Raw genomic sequence first — 20174 nt, forward strand, 5'->3', positions numbered from 1 at the left:
GAAACAGGCTGGTCTGGCTGCGAGACTCTCCTTGGATGTAAGCCATAACGAAAAATGCTCCGTATCTTTCGATACGGAGCATTTTCATTGAGCGCTGCGCAGATTGCTAGGTTTTCACACAGTCTGCAAAGGTGCCTTTTGCCTATCTGCCCGCGGCAAACCCCACATTGCCCGGTGTCGCGCGCCGCCCTCAGTCTGATAACGTGCGTCTATCGATCGCAGCCGGTATGCTTGGCCCGCATCTTCATGGACGCTTGCTATGACCCTCACAGAATTACGCTACATCGTTACCCTCGCCCAAGAGCAGCACTTCGGCCACGCGGCCGAGCGTTGCCACGTCAGCCAGCCGACCCTTTCGGTGGGCGTGAAAAAGCTTGAAGACGAACTCGGTGTGCTGATTTTCGAGCGCAGCAAAAGCGCCGTGCGCCTGACCCCGGTCGGCGAAGGCATCGTCGCCCAGGCGCAGAAAGTCCTTGAGCAGGCCCAAGGCATTCGCGAACTGGCCCAGGCCGGCAAGAACCAGCTGACCGCGCCGCTGAAAGTCGGCGCGATCTATACCGTCGGGCCGTACCTGTTCCCGCACCTGATTCCACAACTGCACCGGGTCGCCCCGCAGATGCCGTTGTACATCGAAGAAAACTTCACCCACGTGCTGCGCGACAAACTGCGCAACGGCGAGCTCGACGCGATCATCATCGCCCTGCCGTTCAACGAAGCCGACGTGCTGACCCTGCAACTCTACGACGAGCCGTTCTACGTCTTGATGCCAGCCCAGCACCCGTGGACGCAAAAAGAAACCATCGACGCCGGCCTGCTCAACGACAAGAGCCTGCTGCTGCTCGGCGAAGGCCACTGCTTCCGCGACCAGGTGCTTGAGGCCTGCCCGACCCTGACCAAGGGCAACGATGGCGCCAAGCACACCACGGTCGAATCCAGCTCGCTGGAAACCATTCGCCACATGGTCGCGTCGGGGCTGGGCATCTCGATCCTGCCGCTGTCGGCAGTCGACAGCCACCACTACGCCCCGGGCGTGATCGAAGTGCGGCCGCTGTCGGCGCCGGTCCCGTTCCGCACCGTGGCGATTGCGTGGCGCGCGAGCTTCCCGCGGCCCAAAGCCATCGAGATCCTCGCCGACTCCATTCGCCTGTGCTCGGTGGCCAAGCCAGCGGCACCGGTCACCGCCGGTTAAGCGAGCGTCATGACGGAGCTGTCGCAAGTGTCGGTGACGGCACTCAAGGGTGTCGGCGAAGCCATGGCCGAGAAACTGGCCAAGGTCGGCCTGGAGAATCTTCAGGACGTGCTGTTTCACCTGCCGCTGCGCTATCAGGATCGCACCCGTGTGGTGCCGATCGGCGCGTTGCGGCCGGGACAGGACGCCGTGGTCGAAGGCACCGTCAGCGGCGCCGATGTGGTCATGGGTCGCCGGCGCAGCCTTGTCGTGCGTCTGCAGGACGGCACCGGCGGTCTCAGCCTGCGCTTCTACCATTTCAGCAACGCACAGAAAGAAGGCCTCAAGCGCGGCACGCGGGTTCGCTGCTACGGCGAAGCCCGGCCCGGTGCGTCAGGACTGGAAATCTACCACCCGGAATACCGCGCCATCACCGGTGACGAACCGCCGCCGGTGGATGAAACCCTGACCCCGGTCTACCCGCTCACCGAAGGCCTGACCCAAGCGCGCCTGCGCCAGTTGTGCATGCAGACCCTGACCCTGCTCAAGCCCAGCACCCTGCCCGACTGGCTGCCGACCGAACTCGCTCGCGACTATCAACTGGCACCGTTGGCCGATGCGATCCGCTACCTGCACAACCCGCCCGCCGATGCCGACGTCGACGAACTCGCCCTCGGTCATCACTGGGCCCAGCATCGTCTGGCCTTCGAAGAACTGCTGACCCATCAACTGTCACAGCAACGTCTGCGCGAAAGCATGCGCTCCCTGCGCGCGCCAGCGATGCCGAAAGCGAAAAAACTGCCACCGAAATACCTGGCCAACCTCGGCTTCAGCCCGACCGGCGCCCAGCAACGGGTGGGCAACGAAATCGCCTACGACCTCAGTCAGCACGAACCGATGCTGCGGCTGATTCAGGGCGACGTAGGCGCCGGTAAAACCGTGGTCGCCGCCCTCGCCGCGTTGCAAGCACTGGAGGCCGGTTATCAAGTCGCACTGATGGCGCCGACCGAGATCCTCGCCGAGCAACACTTCATCACCTTCAAGCGCTGGCTCGAACCGTTGGGCATCGACGTCGCATGGCTGGCCGGCAAGCTCAAAGGCAAGAACCGCGTCGCCGCGCTGGAGCAGATCGCCAGCGGCACGCCAATGGTGGTCGGCACTCACGCGCTGTTCCAGGACGAAGTGCAGTTCAAGAACCTCGCGCTGGTGATCATCGACGAACAGCACCGATTCGGCGTGCAGCAACGGCTGGCGCTGCGGCAGAAAGGCGTCGGCGGGCGCATGTGCCCGCACCAACTGATCATGACCGCCACGCCCATTCCCCGGACGCTGGCGATGAGCGCTTACGCCGACCTCGACACCTCGATCCTCGACGAACTGCCGCCCGGACGCACCCCGGTCAACACCGTGCTGGTCACCGACACCCGCCGCGTCGAAGTCATCGAACGGGTGCGCGGTGCTTGTGCCGAAGGACGTCAGGCCTATTGGGTGTGCACGCTGATTGAAGAGTCAGAAGAGCTGACCTGTCAGGCTGCCGAAACCACCTTCGAAGACCTCACCGCCGCCCTTGGCGAGTTGAAAGTCGGGCTGATCCACGGGCGTATGAAACCCGCCGAGAAAGCCGCCGTCATGGCTGAATTCAAGGCCGGCAACCTGCAACTGCTGGTCGCCACCACAGTGATCGAAGTCGGCGTCGACGTGCCCAACGCCAGCCTGATGATCATCGAAAACCCCGAGCGCCTGGGCCTTGCGCAGCTCCACCAGTTGCGCGGCCGCGTTGGCCGGGGCAGCGCCGTCAGCCATTGCGTGCTGCTCTATCATCCGCCGCTGTCACAGATCGGTCGCCAGCGCCTGGGCATCATGCGCGAGACCAACGACGGTTTCGTCATCGCCGAAAAAGACCTCGAACTGCGCGGCCCCGGCGAAATGCTCGGCACCCGCCAAACCGGCCTGCTGCAATTCAAGGTCGCCGACCTGATGCGCGACGCCGACCTGCTGCCTGCCGTGCGCGACGCCGCACAAGCCTTGCTGGAACGCTGGCCGACTCACGTCAGCCCATTGCTCGACCGCTGGCTGCGCCACGGGCAGCAATACGGCCAAGTGTGAGCACCGTCGCAGTTTCTGACAGATCGTTCTGATCAAGCTGGTTATACTCCTGCCATTGTTTCAAAAACGGATACAGACCATGACCGAAGCCGCTCTCGCCCCCGAACCCCCGCACGCGCCGTCTGTCATTCGGCTGCTGCTAGGCAAGCTGGGCATCGCCTACGAAGAAGTGCTCGACCACCACGGCCTCAATGCATCGCGCAAGGTACAAGCCGTGTTGCTGGACGACACCGTCGGCGCGCTGATGGTGCTGTTTCCACAGAGCCAGTTGCTGGATCTCAATCGCCTCGCCGAACTGACTGGCCGGCGCCTGACTGCCGTGTCCACCGAGCGCCTGGAAAAGATGCTCGGCAAACACAGTCTGAGCCTGCTGCCAGGCCTGCCGGCGCTGACCAGTTCGCCGTGCCTCTACGAAGAAAGCCTGCTGCGTGAGCCGAAGCTGCTGATCAACTCCGGCGAGCCGGGCCTGCTGCTGGAAATCACCAGCGAAGCCTTCAAGACCATGCTGACCAAGGCCAGCGCCGCCAATTTCGGCGAAGCCCTGAGCAGCATCCGCCCCAACCTCGACCGCCCGGACGATGACCGCGAGGAAATCACCCAGGCCGTACAAGCCTTCACTGCGCGGCGCATTCAGCAGCGTCTGGAAGCGACCATCGAGATTCCACCGCTGGCCGAGACTGCGCAAAAAATCATCAAACTGCGCGTCGACCCCAACGCCACTATCGACGACATCACCGGCGTCGTTGAAACCGACCCGGCACTGGCCGCACAAGTGGTGAGCTGGGCGGCGTCGCCGTACTACGCCTCGCCGGGCAAGATCCGTTCGGTGGAAGACGCGATCGTTCGCGTGCTCGGTTTTGATCTGGTGATCAACCTCGCGCTGGGCCTGGCCCTCGGCAAGACCTTAAGCCTGCCAAAAGACCACCCGCAACACACCACGCCGTACTGGCAGCAGTCGATCTACACCGCCGCCGTCATCGAAGGCCTGACCCGCGCCATGCCGCGCGCCCAGCGCCCGGAAGCCGGCCTGACCTATCTGGCCGGCCTGCTGCACAACTTCGGTTACCTGTTGCTGGCCCACGTGTTTCCGCCGCACTTCTCACTGATCTGCCGCCACCTGGAGGTCAACCCGCACCTGTGCCACAGCTACATCGAGCAACACCTGCTGGGTATCAGCCGCGAACAGATCGGCTCGTGGCTGATGCGCTACTGGGACATGCCCGATGAGCTGGCCACCGCCCTGCGCTTCCAGCACGACCCAAGCTATGACGGTGCCTACGCCGAATACCCGAACCTCGTTTGCCTGGCCGTGCGCCTGCTGCGCGGGCGCGGGATCGGTTCGGGGCCGGATGAAGACATCCCCGACGCCCTGCTCGAACGCGTCGGCCTGACCCGCGATAAAGCCAACGACGTCGTCAGCAAAGTGCTTGAAGCTGAAGTTCTGCTGCGTGAGCTGGCTTCGCAATTCAGCCAGGCCTAAACGCATCGCGGGCAAGCCCACTCCCACAAGATCTACGCGATCCCTGTGGGAGCGGGCTTGCCCGCGATGAATGCAACTTGACCTGACTGCCGACCCTTCACCCCAGATATCGAGTTATCCAACCACCTTGGGTTGAACCCTGTCTGGATACCACTTCACCGCATACAACAATCCGACCGTCTGCGGTGATTGCCATATCTCTGGCCACTTCCAATCCGTCCCGATCATCGAACACCACCCAACCTTGTTTGTTGAATGTCAGATCCAGTTCCCCAGTCAGTAAGTAACGCGCACTGATCGAAAATGTGTGATCGGTCACAAATTCGCTCCCCCCGGTTCCCGACAGAATCAAACGACCGCCCCCCTCTGAGCCAAACGCACAACGGCTCCACTGCTGGCCCATGTCCATCAATTTGGAATACAAGGGCTTCCCTTGGTTAAACACCAAGTTGTATGCACCGTCACGGTTCAATACCAAAATTGCTCCCACCCCTGTATGAACAGTTTCAAATAGCCCGCCGACGAGGGCGATCAAGCCATCTTTTTCCCTTACCGCTATGCTGTAAATCGACAAGAGATATCCCGGGTTTGGCAACATCAAGGTCGAAAACTGCACGTCTTGTTTTCCATCAGCGTTAAAGCGTGTGACGTACCAGCCGGGATCGCCATGAGTACGATATTCACCAAATACGACTAGTTGGCCATCTAGCTGGGCGGCCAAGCCTCTACCGTAATTTTCGATGACCCCTTCTAGTTGGACGAAAGCACTACCGGTTCCGTTAAACGACTTATCGAACGTGCCATCCGGATTTAACCGAACGACCAAGCCCTTGAGTTCACCGACAGAATAATCAGCCGCCGAGGTCATCAAGACGATCTTGCCATCCGTTTGCTCAACTACCGTAGTTGGAGATGGACTACTGAATCTGAGCTCTTTGAGGCCATCGCCTGCGGCTCTTCGTTCGGCGATACGCGCTTGAATTCCTCGCACCTGTTCAGGCGTTCCGCCACTCAGAGGATCGAAGTAAACAACTCCGCCCTCACCAAAGCGTTCGTCAAGACGACCATCCTTTAGCAGGCGAACGGCTGCATCTCCGAGACTCTCTTCGCTATGGTACTGACAAGTAATCAGCACCCCGTAATCCGCTAACAGACTAATGCCGTAAATGAAGTTAACGTGCGTACCGGGAAGAGATATCTCGGTAAAACCTTGCTGGTTTTGACCAAACCCCGTCCCTGAATCAAGCTCCCCGGTAGCGGTCAACCGAACTACCACAAAACCGGCGGGCGTCCCGGACGAGCGACTCACTGCAAACAACTTGCCGTCAGGCAACGAAACGACCGCTTGCGGGGCCTTAGCAGAAAATTCGGGGAAGCCCCAATTGAGCACGCCGTCATTGGCAAAGGAGGGATCGAGCGTGCCTGCCTGGGTGGTACATGTGGATTGAGTCATGTGGGTTCTCCAGCAAGTGTCGGGAAATCCCGCGCTACGGGATCTAACTTGATTAGAACACTGCCAATAGCGCTTCCACACCTGATAGAAATGACAGTTCGACTGTCTTTGAAAGCCAAAACACCCACGCCAGAGGCTAAGGCTGAGAACCGCAAAGCTCCCCTCGCGCCAACAATCAAGCCTTCGGCTTGGCCTTTCTCGGTTTCAAATACTTGGTCAGCCCCTGAAACCACATCACCAGCGCCGGGTTGCCCTTGATCTGGATCGACTTGTCCTGAATCCCCTGCATGAAAGCCAACTGCTTGTTCTTCGCCTGCATCGTGGCAAAGCCATACGCCGCATCTTTGAAGGCAATCGCAAACGCAGGCTCGGCATACGTGCCGGACTTGCTGGTGATCCGCTGATCCTTCACCACGAAATGCCGCGCCACTTTCCCATCCAGCGTCTGTAGCTGAAACACCAGATCCTTGTCACCTAACTGCTGCTGGAACGCAGGATTTGTCCGGCTGGCCTTCCCCATCAACAAACCCATCATCCACAGAAGAAAACGAAATTTCATGCGCACAGCCTCAAAAGGAAAATGAACGGCCGGCGCAGTGTAGCGGCTTCAAGCGATAACGCCACTGTTCGGTAATGTTGGAAGAGGATGCTGGTGTTTTCTCGCACGATGACTGCCAAGTCACACTTATCCGAGCAACGTCCTACACCTGCCGACACACATTTCTGTAGGAGCCGCCGAAGGCTGCGATCTTTTGATCTTCCACCCCGCAAACCTATGGGAAATTTCCTGCAAAGCGCCGGGGTGTTCATGAACTAGGCGAGTTGGTGCGATGTGGATAGGCTCTGTGTGTCGCCTCAAAATCGGCGATACGGACGTGCAAGTCCGGCGGGAGTACACATTGGTTATGGCAATTCGCCGAGCGTTTTCCTATGCTCGCGGATCGTTATGGCTGCTGTGTATGGGAGACCTTCGGGTCTGCCGGGTTACTCCACCGGTCTTGCACACCTATGCACAGCTGCCACCACTTTCGAAGTGCGAGCGAAACGGTGTCGGCTTCTTTAACTGGAGTAAGACCGAATGATCAAACCAACACCCAATCCCCCAGAAAACCCAGACGTTTCGCCCTACGAATCTCTGGAATCAAAGAAATTCCACGAAGCCGCCGAGCGCGCCCTCGATCACCATTTCAAACCCGCCGTCGAACCACGACCAAAACGCCAGGGCGGCCTCTTCAGCCTCTCCCCCGGAACCGACGCCGAAGCCCTCATGGCCAACGCCTCGGAAGACCTACTGTCCATCAGCGTCATCTCCGCCGACCTGGCCGACGACCTCGAAGGCTCACGCCGCTCAGTCGCGCTGGCACTGAGCAGAATGTCGGACGGCGTGAGATTGATGGTCGAAGGCATGCTCGACCACATTGAAGTGCGCTGTACGCCGACCAAGCCGTGAAGCGATTTGCGGATGCAGAAAGGGGACGTTAAGTCCCCTTTCTGCAATTGCCTGCAAAAATCCAGACACAAAAAAGCTGCCAATCAGGGCAGCTTTTTTGAGAATCCAAAACCTTCAACCGGCCAGTCGACCGACAGGCTCGAAATCACAGCCGTTGGACAGAGCAACATCCAGAAAGCGGCTGCGCTTACCGGAACGCTTGGCCAAAGCTTCACGAGCTTCAGCCTGGAACCGGGCAGCCATCATAGGCTTGGGTTCATGTTTGGACTTTTTCATGGAAACCTCTCGGGTCTCTAAATTTGACTGGATGGTATTACTGCTCAACCCCAATAACAAGCCGGCCCGTCGGATCAAAGGCAAACCCTAGACTCTCATACATCGGTATAGCACCGGCTGCTGGTTCTTGAACTTCAATTTCCGTACAGCCTATTAAGATCGCGTAGTTTTCAATCGCGGTTAATGCCAAAGCGGCCACTGCGCCCCGCAACGGATGAGATCTATCCGGCTTACCCTCCAGAATCACAATCTTGATGCACAGCTTGCTCTTGCGAGGCGACGCATAACACAGCCCACACAATTCTTGGTCGAACCAAATCGAGACGTCAAAACCACGGGTGTCTGTTTGCTTCCATTGATGCACATCGTGCCACGGGTACAAGGTAACCTCATCTCCCCAAAGATCGGCGGCTTCGATGGCAACGGGAGTAATGGGCTCATATCGAATTTGCGTTGTATCAATACCTCTGATTATTAGGTTCTGGTTCCCGCGCGCCAGATCTTCCGCTGCCTTACGCGCTTCAGATCGCCAGATCTGGTAGCGATACCCGTTCCCTCGATTTCTGGACATGGACAATCACTGGCAACTTTAAAGGTCATGAGAATATCGGCATTTGAAAGCTTGTGAATATCAACAGAAATACCCTGACATTGATTATCTGGCCCGAGCAATTCGCGGCCCTCTAACCTCAGCCACTTACGCAATCGCTCATCGGCAGGACGGGATGAGACTGACTTCGGAAGGGACGCTCGACCACGTCGGAGTGCAGAGCGGCGCAGCCAAGTCGTAGCGAAATTTGCGGATGAAAAGAGGGGACGTTAAGTCCCCTTTCCTGATCCTCAACAACGGTTAGCGAAAGTCCTCTGCACTTTTTGGACGTGCCTCCAATCCGAAAATCGCTGCGCGGTGGATGTATGCATCACCACCAGCATTACAAGACTGTCGGAACACAACCTTGTCGTCCTTGAGTACTGAGAGATAACTCACAAACGCCTGATTAACGAGGTAGGTATAAGCACCGCTTTTGAACTTGATGATGTTCAGGTTCACGCTGCCTTCCGACGCATCCACGACGAAGAATTTGCCCTTGGGCGGCGAGGCAGTCTTCGGATAGACCATTTCTATTTTTCCCGGTACGCCATAACGGTACTGAACAGAACCGGCCGTGGGCTTGTTGTTTCCTTGCGCACAAATGGAAACCGTCTTGCCGCCCTGCAACGGGCAACTGAAGTAAATGGATTCGTCATCCGAACACAACGTCTCGTCCTGCCCGCCCTTCAATGGCGCTGTTTCTCGCGAGACACGCTCCGGTGTTTGAGTGACATCGGCGCAATTGGACAAACACACCAGTTTCGAAAGGTCCGGAACATCGCTTTCAGTAAACAGGTACGTCGCTGAACCATCCCGGTTGCGGGCGTGGTAAACGGGAACACTGACGGCCAGCCCCTTGGCAGATACCGGCACTTCGGTGTCCCGACCCGAGACAACCCAGCCTTCGGCCTCCCCGCACAGCGCCTCCAAAGCCACATCACTGAATGGCTCTTTCGTTGGCACTGCGAACGTCTTGGCATCACCTCGACAGTCGTAGCCATGCCAGTAGGGACCGGTCTCCGGATTAATGTCTATCGAGAAGATATAGGCGCCGTCGAGTACGACCTTGCCGCTGTGATAGGTAAACACCAGCCAACGACGCGACTTCGCCCGGGAGTAATTTTCGTTCTCCAGGATGTAGCGGTCACCATCTCGATACAACCAGAAACTACTCATCGCTCCGGCCGACTCTCCCTCCTCGGAGAGACGTTGCCCGGATTGTGCGTCCACCAGAAAATTGTCTTTCAACGCGAACGCGCAGTCGCTGCCGGCGTCCATGCACGACTTGAGGGACGGAAACATCGGCCCCGCTGCCACAGAGAAAGAACACAGCAATAACGCGACCAAGCCTAATCTTTTCAACTTACTTCCCTGCTCATGATTTACGGGTCTGATTGAACAGACTTCTTTCTTGTGCCCAGTTCTCTGCGTTTTAAAGCGAGTAGTCCATCACTTCTTCCAACCGCCAGCATTGCCCACGGACAAACCGATACTCGAAGACATAGTCGGTATCCGGCTTTTGCAAGATGGCGACGGCGTGATCTCCCCGCTCTTCCTTGACGGTCAATGTCAGGCCTTGGACTTCTCGTTTGGCCTGATCCAAGATGATTGGAAACTTGAGTTCATCACCACTGAGGCTGCGCTTTTCCATCTCAGGCTCAGGATCGCCGGCCACAGTCGTGACCATTTTCAGTGGCTGTTGGAGGAAGGATTTCTGCACATCGGCGCGCTCGGAGAAGGCTGCGAGGAACGCTGAAAAGTCGGTGGAGGGGCAAGCGACATTGGCCGTATCACCCTCGATTTTGAGTGGCTCCTGACGGCTGCCCTGATCCAGTTTTAAACCCGCAATCATCTTTGCATCCAAGTCTGCCAGACGCTGCTTAATGCTCGCCGCATCCTTGTAAGCACATTCGACTTCTATGTCGTCCTCCAGATCCAGACCGTCTCGGCAGTTCTGGAATTCGGGTTCTGGCGGGTCACCTCGAAAGAACTGCATAGACAATTGATCACCATCCTTGAAGAGCGGCAATTCCAGCACCGAGTAGGAATCACCTTCGAAATGGCTGTGCGAGATTTTGTTCTTTGTCAGAACAAACATCGACTTTCCGGCGCGCGCGGGGGATTTGTGCTCGAAGAAGAACACCGAGGCTATCTGCTCGCCTTCCACCTTCCACACATAGTTCAGCGTGGGTTTGGCTGCGTTCAAGGCTGAATAGAAAATCTCGGCGGTGGGAACGTGAACTCCGGTCGCTTGTTCTTTCAGGTTGTTCTTCAGAAAGAACACCGTGATCTGTTGACCGCCCAAAGACGCCACCACCGGCGGATGCAACTCACCGATGGTTTGTGGATCGCCCGCCAATGCCAATTGAGCCGACAAACCGGCCATGAGTCCAATGGCACAGAGAAAACCTGAAAACCTGCCCAATTCCATTTTCCTTCCATAGTTCATTGTCATGTCGACTCAGGTGCGCCGCATTTCAGCTCTTGGATTTGCGCGTTCTGAATCGGAATTACACATTCGAGGCGCTTCTCTCCGGGTGCACGAAGCTCCGTCAGGCTGAGCGTTACGTGTAACCCATCCTCGGCAAACGCATGATCCTCAAAACCTGCGTCGGCATAGTCGCTCCAGAATCTCTTGCCATCGAAAGTGCAAAACTGCCTGGACGACAGCACTCTCCAGTTACCGTCAGGCGCGAGAATCTGAACAGTCAGGCAAGGATTGCCAAAGGTATTGACGTAGCGAGCCACGACATCGCCGAAGCGTTGAGAGGCAGATCCAGACACTTGACTGATATTAGTCACATCACTCGGTCGATCGGATGCGATCGCGTCCAGATAACCGGCACGCTCCAGACTTATCCGGGCGACACACTGACTGATCATCAAGGACTGCGCCTGTGAGCCGGGTTCCACTTCTGTGGCCTCCAGCAAGCATGTGGTGTCGCGCAACTTGAGCCAGGCACGTTGTGAATCTTTGGCGATTGCCATAAACGCCTCAGCCTGTGCAGGTTCTTCCTCTCGCTGAGAAGCGAAGCGCGCCATGAGTTTTTTGTAGCTGGCATTTAGTTTTGCGTCGGCCGCTTTACGGTCGGCTTCAACGCATTCAAGGTATTGCCAACTCACGGTAATGACCTTGCAAGTATCCTCAGCGAACGCAATTGAAGCGGACATCAGCCCAAGGGCCAACACGATAAAACGGGCAAACCTGTTCAATTTTTCATTCCCTGAAGCTTCGATCGCTCAAAGACACGTTGCGGAACTCTCTGTGCCTTGCCAGCGGCAGTCATCGCTTCGCCGTAGTCGCGGTAATAGCGCTGTGCTTCGTCTTTCTTGTTCAATCGCCACAGTGAATCCGCCATGTTCAGCATCAGCACTGTGCGTTCACCGACCGCCTCAACGCCTCGATAAAACTTCAGCGCCAGCTCATCTCTACCGCCCTCGGCCAGATAAAAGCCGAGGTCGTTGTAGACTTGAACATTTTGCGCCGGGGGATGACACGCCATGTAGGACTCTGGACTTAGAAAGTTCAGGCTCGACTCGATGGACTCTGCGCGAGACTGCACCGGCTCGATACTTGAGACATATTTCAGCAAGTTCTTTGGGGACTTCGTCTCCAGAGTAGGAGTAAGCACATCGCCGTCTGCGGAAACCCACTGATTGCCCTTCCACTGGCCGACACAATAAGTGGCCCAACGATCAGCCAGCACGCAACCGGTCTCCATGGAGATCACAACGCAATGCTGTTGCGACTCCAGTTTTTCCTCACCGTTTTCGAGCGACAACATGCCGAAGATCACTGGATCGAGCAGCAGAGTTTTCTTGTCAGGACTGAGCATATTGGAGTGCCCATCGGCGCCAATGTCGGCGCCGAAGAGCGGGAAGGTTTTAACGTTTGCGGTGAACCATGCGGTCGCCGACTCAACGCCGGGCATCGTCCATTTTTTCGCTCGAAACGTAACCGTGTGCACGTCGATGCCGACAATTGGCGGATCTTCTGCAAAGTTACTGTCGGTGGCAGCGGCAAACGCTGGAAGCAAGAGCAACAGCGAAAGGCTGCTCGCGAGAAGACAGTTCATCCTCTCACTCCTCATCCATCGGCGACGATTCCACGTCGGTCATGCTCAGCAGCCGAAACTCATTGTTAACAAACTCGTAGTAACGATCCCGGTTACTGCTTTCCAACGCATTCCCCTGGGCATCTTCTTCGCCGTCGAGCGTGATGCCCGACACGATGATCAAGCGGCTCACGGGGTGGTAAACCATGCCGAACGTGCTGCCGTCGTAAGCATTCGGCAGACCGCCAACCACTTCACCGGTCTGGGCGTCCAGCACTTCGCCGCAAATGGCGCTGCCGCCACAGCCGAGCCTGTGCAGGATGTAATGGCCGGCGAAGTTGACCTTGCCTTTCAGGGCTTGCAGCCGTGCCTGATCCATCACCGGGTTACTGTTTTCTTGCGGCACCAGCTCATGATGGGGGCCGGTGAATACCGGGGTGACGGTGTAATCCTTGAAGTCGGGGTCGGCGGCGAATGCCATGGATGTGACAGCCAATATCAAGCTGCCGAGAAGAGCCGAAAATCCTTTCACGTAGTAACTCCGTAAATGCAGTAGGAACCAAGGGTTTACTCAGACTGCCCTTCATAAAGCTGTGTCTGCGGGTTGAATTGCCACAGGTGTGGCCGGGTCATCGCTACCTTGCCCTTGTAGCGAATCTGGTCACGCTTATCCCGGATGTAGGAGTAGATCTCGATGTCTTTGACATCGCCGCCGTTCTTGGGCGGGCCGTCCAGAACCTTGACCCCGGCGAAGTAATCGCCGCCCGTGTGTTTCAAATAACCACGGCACTGGATCAGGAAGGCATACGTCATGTCGCCTGCCGAGCCGTGACTTGAATATGAGAGAAAAATGAAGTCGTCCTGGCCGTCACCATTAAGGTCGCCTTGGTACACGACCTTGCCCTCTTCCAAAGAAAACCGGTTGTCGTAGAACGACGAATGCACGTCAATTTTTCGATCTGCGCTTTTCACCCATTGCGAGAGATAGTTCTTGGTATCGCTACTCTCGTTGCACAGTTCCGTCGCCATGCCCGACATTGGCAGCCAGCTCATCATTAACAAAAGCAGTCGCTTCACTTCATATCCTTCGAATTCATCAGTTCCAACTCACCATCCCGATACAACACCTCACACCCCACCCACGCCGGATCCACCTGCGGCATTACCGCCGACGGCTTGCGCAACTCCCGCAACAACGTCGAGCCATGCGACAAGCGCCCACCCATGCGGGCAATAACCGCCCGCGCGGTTTGGTAATGCGCATGTCGCCCCGGATCGAGGGAGTCTTCGAGCAGAATGTCGGCGCCGAGAATGCCTTGCACCTGCCCCGGATAAATCATGAACCCGGTGGCCTGTTCCGCACCTTCGCGACCGTCCTGCCAGAAGCTGCCGTCTCGGGTGCGAACGTCGGGATGCGGCGCAAACCAGTGCTCGCGGTCCGCCAACGGCATTGCGTGGTGCAGACGAAAGAAGATGCGCATCAGGTTGTCGCGATACCACTCGCGCACTTGCAGGTAGTAACCACGCAGGCCCGGCAGGCCGATCGAATGCGCGAGGCGGATCAGCCCTGACCATTGCGGGAATGGCTGGAGCGGCAGCTCGCTCGACGCTGGTCGAGGGGTGCCTGGATCGGTCTCCCATGGCAATCGATGCGGGCTGTTTTCGAGGTTGTCGTACGCGGTCGGCGGGCGGCCCAGCCAGTCGTCGCCACTGCTGGCCAGCGCCGTGGCGATGCACAGATTGCCTTGCACCACGAACACGTAAAACCGGGTGAACCAATCCGCCAGTTGCTGGCCGTCGGCACCCTGGGCGACGAGTTCGGCCAACTCTTGATCGAAGCGCTGCAAGCCATGTTCAAGGCTCAGCAAATGTCCGCGTGCGATACGCTGCATGCGCAGGAACAACGGCAGCGAACGCAACATCCGCAGTGGTCGCCACGGCAGATGCGGAGTCGCGCCGCCGACTTCACCGGCGTAGTTGCTGGCGCTGATGCCCCAGTCGGCGAGTCGGGCGAGGAACAGGTCGTTGTTGATGTAGGACGCGCCACCGAACACAGCGGTGAACGGCTCGTTGTCCTGCAACACCCGCGCATCCCAGCGCGCCATGATCGCCGGAATACTTGCCGCTGCCCGGCGCTGGGCGTACTCCACAAAGACGCTCGGTTGCGGCGGCAGGATCTCGGCGATGTTGGCGGCGGTGAGGTGCCGGCGCCAGCCGTAGTCGCTGATCGGTCGGTATTGCAGCAGCCACAGTTGCCCGCCGTCCCAGGCCCATTCGACGTCGCCTGGTACGTAGTGAAATACCCGCAGCACGTCTTGCAGAAATTGCCATAGCCGCTCTTCGGTCAAGCCGTGGGATGGCGTGAACGCGCCGCTTCGCCAGGCATCGCCAACCCGCGAAAGCGTTGCCCGCGAAGGGCTGACATGACCGTCGGCCAGCGATTCGAGATGGCCTTCAACCCACTCCAGCTCTACCGAGAGATGTCGCACGAAGGCGATCCCGGACACTACCGGGGTGACGAAGCGCTGCACCACCACTTCCTCGACGCCTTCGGCCGTCAGTTCGGCGATGCGTTTAGGCACGTTGGCGGTCGGCTCGCGCAGATAGGTGGTGCTCAACCCGGCATTCGCCGAATCGGCCTGATCCTCGCCATAACTGGAGGAGCGCACCGCCCAGGTCACGTCGGGTTGGGCGGCGAGAAACGCAGGCAGACGCGGATCAGCGCAATCGTTGAGCGTCAGCGCCGCCGGCACCGGTTGCCGGGCCAGTTCAGCCAAGCGCAAACGCCCGCCCTTGGTGTGCGCAACAAACCCGCGCTCGCCCGACTCCAGCCACTGCGCAAACTGCGCGGGTGCGTCGATCCACGGGTAATGGCCCCAACCGGGTTTCAGGCTGATGGTCAGATCTGCGCGCGCAAGAATCGCCGACCATGCCGCCGCTTGTTCGATGCCCAGTACCTTGTCCTGATCGCCCCAGACCAGTTCGACCGGGTCGGTGATCCACTCCAGCAAGGGCTGCGCGGTGTCGGCACGGATCAGATCCCAGTGCGGCACGAATGCACGGCAGCGCGCATAACCGGCGCCCATGCGCTGGTACTGCGCGGGCGTCCAGGTCTGATTGGAAAACTTGCGCGCGAACAGCGTGGGTTTGGTCGACAGCAGCCAGTGGATGGTCTTGCGAATCGGCAGCGGCGACATCAGTGCCGGCAATCGACGCTGCCACAAAAACGCGCCCACCGGCGCCAGCAACACACTGCGAGAAAAGTGCCCGGGCCGACGTTGCAACGCGTGCAGCACCAGCAACGCGTTAACCCCGACCGCCATGATCGCGCTGCCCTGCGTCGTCATCGCCAGTAAGGTCTGCGCGTAGTCCGCGAGATCCTCGCAGGGTGGCTGCGGGTTGGCGCCGAAACCGGGCAATTCCAGCGGCACCACGTCGTAGCGCTGAAAGTACGGCAGCGCGTCGTCCCACCAATCGGCAGCGCTGCCGTTGCCGGCCAGCAGGTACATCAAAGGCTTGCTCATGAGCGATCCTCAGGTCAGATCGCGCAGAGCGGCGTCGAGGGTTGGATAGCGGAATGTGTAGCCAGCCTCGGTCAAACGCTGCGGCACCACGCGCTGACCGTCGAAGAACAACTGCGCCATCTCCCCCGCCAATGCACGCACTGGCGCGGCGGGAATGTGGAACCACACCGGACGCTTGAGGAGCTTGCCGGCCTGCTCGGCGAACGCGGCCTGACTGAGCGTTTCGGGCGCGACCATGTTGTAGGTGCCACGCAGAGTGTCGTCTTTGAAAGCCCGCGCGATCACCTGAAGCACATCGTCGCGATGCACCCAGCTCATGATCTGCCGACCATCGCCCATGCGCCCGCCGAAACCCAGGCGGAATGGCAGCAGCAACGGCGTCAACGCACCGCCCGGGCCGAACACCACACCGAGGCGCAGCACCACCTGACGCACGCCAAATTCAGTGGCCGGTTGCGCGGCGGCTTCCCATCGAGCGCAGAGTTCGGCCATGAAACCATCGCCCTTGCTGGCGTGTTCGTCGAGGTTTTCACTGGCGTCGCGCACGCCGTAGAAGCCGATGGCCGAGGCCTGCACCCACAACGCCGGTTTGTGCCGCGCATTCTTCAGCCAGGTCATCAGCGCTTCGGTGGTGTTGACCCGACTGGCGATCAGTTGCGCTTGGCGCTTGGGGCTCCAGCGCGGCCCGGCGACTGGTGCGCCCGCGAGATTGATCACCACGTCGAAGGTTTCCTCGTAGCCGAGTTTGCTCAGCGAACGCACGCAGCGCGCACGACCGTCGAACAGGTATGCGGCTTTCAACGGATCCCGCGCCAGCACGCTGACGGTGTGGCCGGCGTCGAGCAATTGATTGACCAGCGTCTCACCGATAAACCCGGTGCCGCCAGTCACCAGCACACGCTTGAAAGCGCCGCCGGCAAACGGGTTGGACGGCTTGCCCTCGCGCTTCATGCGCAACGCCGCCAGACCATCGCGAATCCCCGACGCCGTCACGCCCACGGCAAACAGCGTCAGCACCCAGCCCTTCCAGCCGAAATCCACAGCGCTCAGGCCGGTCGGCAAACTCGCCCACTGCGCCAATTGCACACCGTACAACGCAAAAAACGCCCCGCCGTTCACCGCCAGCACGGTGTGCATGATGCGCTCGATGGCCGGCAATTTGCGGCTGCGATCCTCGACCACGAAATTCCACAACGTCAGGCCGATCTCCAGGGCGAACAACAACGCAATCACCAGCGCCCACGCGCCGCCGAACTGCAAGTGCGCGATGCCGAGAAACAGAACGCCGTAGAAACACGAACGCAGCGCGTGAATCGACAACTCCAGCCGCGCACTGTGGCGATACGGCAGCGCCACGGTCAGTTCGTGGTGATACAGGGTGTCGAGCGCACCGAGGCAAGCCTGCGCGATCAACAACGTGAACGCCCAATCCAGCAGCGAAAAATCAGGCATGGGCCGACTCACTCATTGCGGTATCGGAAAGGGAATTTCGGCGGTCATGGCGATACAGCCAGATCAGCGGTGGCAACAGGACGAGCAGCGCAAAAGCGTCGAGCCACAGATGCGACCAGACCTGTTTTTGCGCCGAGAGCAGCATGTCCTGCGGCGCCCACAGCAGGATGCCGGCCAACAACCAGACCCAGGCCATCGGCGCTTTCAGACGATTGCCGATGTGCACCAGCGCGAGCATGTACAGCGAATAACTTTGCAGCGTCGCGCCAAACAGCGCGAGCCACCAGACCTGCTGTTCGCGGGCGGCGGCAGGCACCGCGTCGACGCCCCAGAAAATCTGTTCGAGGGTGTGCAAATAACCGTCAAGCAAACCGGAATGACCGGCCCAGCTCAGGGTCAGACCGGCGAGCAGATGCACCAGCGCGGCGGCGTACAGCCACAGCACCAACGCACGGCGAAGGGAGAAAGAGGGGGCTGGCATTCCGTGTCCTGAGCGCATTCCTTTGGGGGTGGGGAGTTTAAAGGAAAATGAGTGTTGTCAGTCGCTCGAAGACAAAACGTTTGGTCGCGTTCAGTGACCGCTATCGCACGGTGTGAGCTTCGATCACGCCGAGTAAATTCTTCAACCTGGCAATATCTTCTTCGTAAAAGCCATTACATTGCGTGACGACTACATATTCAGAGCCGTTTGCTTTTTCGTGGGTACTGCATACAAGTCCAAAACCTTCCCCGCCACCCTGTCGTCCATACACGACATCTCGGGCATCAATCAGTATCCAGCCTGGCATTGCCAGTTTTTTAGTGGCTGATTCGGGCAACTGATCGAAATACATGATTCCCTCAGCATCCGGCAACTTGACGAGCAAGTTGTAGGGCGACGACAAAGCACTCATCCCCACCGTTTTCTTGACCTCGTTAAGGTCATTACCCCGCACGATAAATGTAGGGAGGCGGTCGATATCACTTTCATAAGTTGGATGATTGCGTGGCGCCAGCTTCAGGACTTCCACGGCGCCCTCGTTGAGACAACTGACCACTTCGAGCGTTGACTGGATGTCGTGAAACTCGCAGGTGGATTCTTGAGCAAACACTGTCGGTGATAGAAGTCCCGCGCAAAACGAGAACACCCAGGTGAAACAAGGTTGACGCACGCTCAATCGAATGGCCCTTTTATGCATTTCCGTATCACCACCCAACCAAGTAAAAACATTAATCAGCGCAACATCAATGTGCCGGAAGGATGCCGTCCAAATATAAAGCTCTCTCCAGACTCATCTTCGCGGTGCACCTATTCAGATCTGCAGAATAGGATGGCTTGTCCCATTCATTCTCAAACCCCTCAAGCCTGCAGTTCGAATCCCTCAGCTTTATCCACGCCCGCTGGGAGTTTTTCAGTCGATCCAGAAACGCCTTATGCTCTTCATGCCGAGACTGGTATTGAAAAATATACCGAGACCCGGCTCTTTCAATCAGCGCTTCGTAACGGTCATTAAGCACGCGATCCGCAGCCTTCATCGCTTCTTCTGCGCACTCGGCACGTTGCCCGGCCACGGCCTCGCAATCCGCATCTTGGGCAAAGCTGACTGACGAGACTGACATCGCCATAAATGCAAAGAACATCAAACGGGCGACATTCACTGAGTTCCACCTGCGCCAATACATTCAATTGAGCTGTCCATGACGACGCCTCGGGCCAACAAGCGCTCGACCGCAGCAGGACCCGACTTAAGCTCGGTCTTGCTGGCCTCGCGATAACAGGCCATTGCGCGGGGTAGATCAGCAGCGACGACAGTGCCGGTTTCGTAGACTTCACCCAATCGCAGGAGTGCGTGGGTAGAGCCTCGTAGCGCGGCGCTTTCCAATGTCGCCATCGACTTTTGCGGATCGATGCAGGCCTTGTCATCGCCGTACTCACCCTCATCGCAGTAAAACAAGGAGAGAGCCACGCCATCGTCGGGATTGCTCTGAAATGCCTGATTCATAAGCTCCAGAATCTGCTCATTCGGCAATCGAGGTGCCTGCCCGGAAAGACTGATCCCCGCAGCCGCTATCGCCGCTTGGGCCGAACCTTTGCGGGCTCCGTCCACATAGCTATCCAGCGCTGCCGCGTACAAAGAGACTCCGGATTCGCCAGACGCCTTGTTGACCAGCCGATCGAACATCACGCCTTTTTTCAGTTCGCGTTCACCGGGTGTGGGTTGGTCAGTACGAGCCACGTCATCCATCACCGCTTCGAGCGTCCAGTCTTCAACACTGTTCAGCACCCAGCAGTCACTGTGCTTGAAGACGAAAATCTTCAAGAAGGCCCCTTGCTGATCACGCACCACCACCCTGTTCAGAAACGGAATCTCGATAGCCAGATTAGACGCTGCAGCATTCTCCGCACTCAGCATGCTGAATTCATTGGCGGGCAAATGCTTGACGCTGCGCACGACAACCTTGGGTATGTTGTTCTCAGGTAACCGCTCCATGAACTACACATTCAAAGCGTTCCCCTGACGCCGGATGCTGTGCTCCCGTTTTTCTCCGGAGCCAGCCCCCGCCATGATGCGACCCGACGCCAAAGTTGAAAAAGTGTACCTCTACCCCAAACCCGTGGACTTGCGAAAATCCATCGA

General features: G+C 58.3%; 20 protein-coding genes. 4 read left to right on the forward strand and 16 right to left on the reverse strand.

Translation table 11 applies throughout. The features are described from left to right. The first annotated feature begins 259 nt into the window (after nt 1-259). The 3 genes from AACY11_RS27085 to AACY11_RS27095 all read left to right on the forward strand — a co-directional run bounded on the left by AACY11_RS27085 (nt 260) and on the right by AACY11_RS27095 (nt 4754). Nucleotides 260-1189 carry a hydrogen peroxide-inducible genes activator gene (locus tag AACY11_RS27085; protein ID WP_339433797.1) on the forward strand — a complete coding sequence of 310 codons (930 nt, stop codon included), beginning with the start codon at nt 260-262 and terminating at the stop codon, nt 1187-1189. Nucleotides 1190-1198: 9 nt separating this feature from the next. Next, the gene (gene recG, locus AACY11_RS27090) at nt 1199-3274 is read left to right on the forward strand and encodes an ATP-dependent DNA helicase RecG (RefSeq protein ID WP_339496156.1); all 2076 of its coding nucleotides are present in this window, start codon (nt 1199-1201) and stop codon (nt 3272-3274) included. A gap of 79 nt (nt 3275-3353) precedes the next feature. Then, on the forward strand, nt 3354-4754 hold the full coding sequence (locus tag AACY11_RS27095) for an aminoacyl-tRNA deacylase and HDOD domain-containing protein (RefSeq protein ID WP_339496158.1): 1401 nt from the start codon (nt 3354-3356) through the stop codon (nt 4752-4754). A 97-nt stretch (nt 4755-4851) separates the two neighbouring features. On the opposite strand, the gene AACY11_RS27100 is transcribed toward AACY11_RS27095, so the two are convergent. Then, complete coding sequence (locus AACY11_RS27100) at nt 4852-6207, reverse strand: hypothetical protein (protein ID WP_339496159.1); 1356 nt, start codon at nt 6205-6207, stop codon at nt 4852-4854. Nucleotides 6208-6382: 175 nt separating this feature from the next. Further along, on the reverse strand, nt 6383-6766 hold the full coding sequence (locus tag AACY11_RS27105) for an SCP2 sterol-binding domain-containing protein (RefSeq protein WP_339496160.1): 384 nt from the start codon (nt 6764-6766) through the stop codon (nt 6383-6385). Between the two features lie 519 nt (nt 6767-7285). Between AACY11_RS27105 and AACY11_RS27110 the strand changes: the two genes are divergently transcribed. After that, the gene (locus AACY11_RS27110) at nt 7286-7657 is read left to right on the forward strand and encodes a DUF6124 family protein (RefSeq protein ID WP_339466456.1); all 372 of its coding nucleotides are present in this window, start codon (nt 7286-7288) and stop codon (nt 7655-7657) included. A 114-nt stretch (nt 7658-7771) separates the two neighbouring features. Here AACY11_RS27110 and AACY11_RS27115 read toward each other — a convergent pair whose 3' ends face one another. The 14 genes from AACY11_RS27115 to AACY11_RS27180 form a co-directional block, all read right to left on the reverse strand. Further along, a complete protein-coding gene (locus AACY11_RS27115) occupies nt 7772-7933 on the reverse strand; it encodes a hypothetical protein (RefSeq protein WP_221730912.1) in 162 nt (53 codons plus the stop codon). Between the two features lie 37 nt (nt 7934-7970). Beyond that, nucleotides 7971-8504, reverse strand: coding sequence for an N-acetyltransferase (locus AACY11_RS27120; RefSeq protein WP_339466455.1), 534 nt, complete (start codon nt 8502-8504; stop codon nt 7971-7973). A gap of 279 nt (nt 8505-8783) precedes the next feature. Beyond that, on the reverse strand, nt 8784-9803 hold the full coding sequence (locus AACY11_RS27125; protein ID WP_339466454.1) for a hypothetical protein: 1020 nt from the start codon (nt 9801-9803) through the stop codon (nt 8784-8786). 154 nt (nt 9804-9957) lie between these two features. Beyond that, a complete protein-coding gene (locus AACY11_RS27130) occupies nt 9958-10980 on the reverse strand; it encodes a hypothetical protein (protein WP_339496161.1) in 1023 nt (340 codons plus the stop codon). Then, nucleotides 10977-11738: a lysozyme inhibitor LprI family protein gene (locus tag AACY11_RS27135; RefSeq protein ID WP_339466452.1), complete on the reverse strand. Its 762-nt coding sequence runs from the start codon at nt 11736-11738 to the stop codon at nt 10977-10979. The genes AACY11_RS27130 and AACY11_RS27135 overlap by 4 nt, the downstream gene beginning before the upstream one ends. Next, nucleotides 11735-12601, reverse strand: a complete 867-nt coding sequence (locus tag AACY11_RS27140) for a tetratricopeptide repeat protein (protein WP_339496162.1) — start codon at nt 12599-12601, stop codon at nt 11735-11737. The genes AACY11_RS27135 and AACY11_RS27140 overlap by 4 nt, the downstream gene beginning before the upstream one ends. A 4-nt stretch (nt 12602-12605) precedes the next feature. Next, the gene (locus AACY11_RS27145; RefSeq protein WP_339466450.1) at nt 12606-13061 is read right to left on the reverse strand and encodes a hypothetical protein; all 456 of its coding nucleotides are present in this window, start codon (nt 13059-13061) and stop codon (nt 12606-12608) included. Between the two features lie 86 nt (nt 13062-13147). Beyond that, nucleotides 13148-13657, reverse strand: coding sequence for a hypothetical protein (locus AACY11_RS27150; protein ID WP_339466448.1), 510 nt, complete (start codon nt 13655-13657; stop codon nt 13148-13150). After that, nucleotides 13654-16104, reverse strand: a complete 2451-nt coding sequence (locus tag AACY11_RS27155) for an alpha/beta hydrolase (protein ID WP_339496164.1) — start codon at nt 16102-16104, stop codon at nt 13654-13656. The genes AACY11_RS27150 and AACY11_RS27155 overlap by 4 nt, the downstream gene beginning before the upstream one ends. 9 nt (nt 16105-16113) lie before the next feature. Further along, complete coding sequence (locus AACY11_RS27160) at nt 16114-17556, reverse strand: TIGR01777 family oxidoreductase (protein WP_339496165.1); 1443 nt, start codon at nt 17554-17556, stop codon at nt 16114-16116. Next, nucleotides 17549-18037 (reverse strand): cell division protein, encoded by a 489-nt coding sequence (locus AACY11_RS27165; protein ID WP_339496167.1) that lies wholly within the window; start codon nt 18035-18037, stop codon nt 17549-17551. The genes AACY11_RS27160 and AACY11_RS27165 overlap by 8 nt, the downstream gene beginning before the upstream one ends. 100 nt (nt 18038-18137) lie before the next feature. Beyond that, a complete protein-coding gene (locus AACY11_RS27170; RefSeq protein ID WP_339496168.1) occupies nt 18138-18713 on the reverse strand; it encodes a hypothetical protein in 576 nt (191 codons plus the stop codon). A 67-nt stretch (nt 18714-18780) separates the two neighbouring features. Then, nucleotides 18781-19194, reverse strand: a complete 414-nt coding sequence (locus AACY11_RS27175; protein ID WP_339496169.1) for a lysozyme inhibitor LprI family protein — start codon at nt 19192-19194, stop codon at nt 18781-18783. Further along, nucleotides 19191-20027, reverse strand: coding sequence for a sel1 repeat family protein (locus AACY11_RS27180; RefSeq protein ID WP_339496170.1), 837 nt, complete (start codon nt 20025-20027; stop codon nt 19191-19193). Before AACY11_RS27180 ends, AACY11_RS27175 begins: the two co-directional genes overlap by 4 nt. Between the last annotated feature and the right edge of the window lie 147 nt (nt 20028-20174).

Origin of the sequence: Pseudomonas sp. RA_105y_Pfl2_P56, from assembly GCF_963970845.1 — a bacterium.
GTDB lineage: Bacteria > Pseudomonadota > Gammaproteobacteria > Pseudomonadales > Pseudomonadaceae > Aquipseudomonas > Aquipseudomonas baetica_A.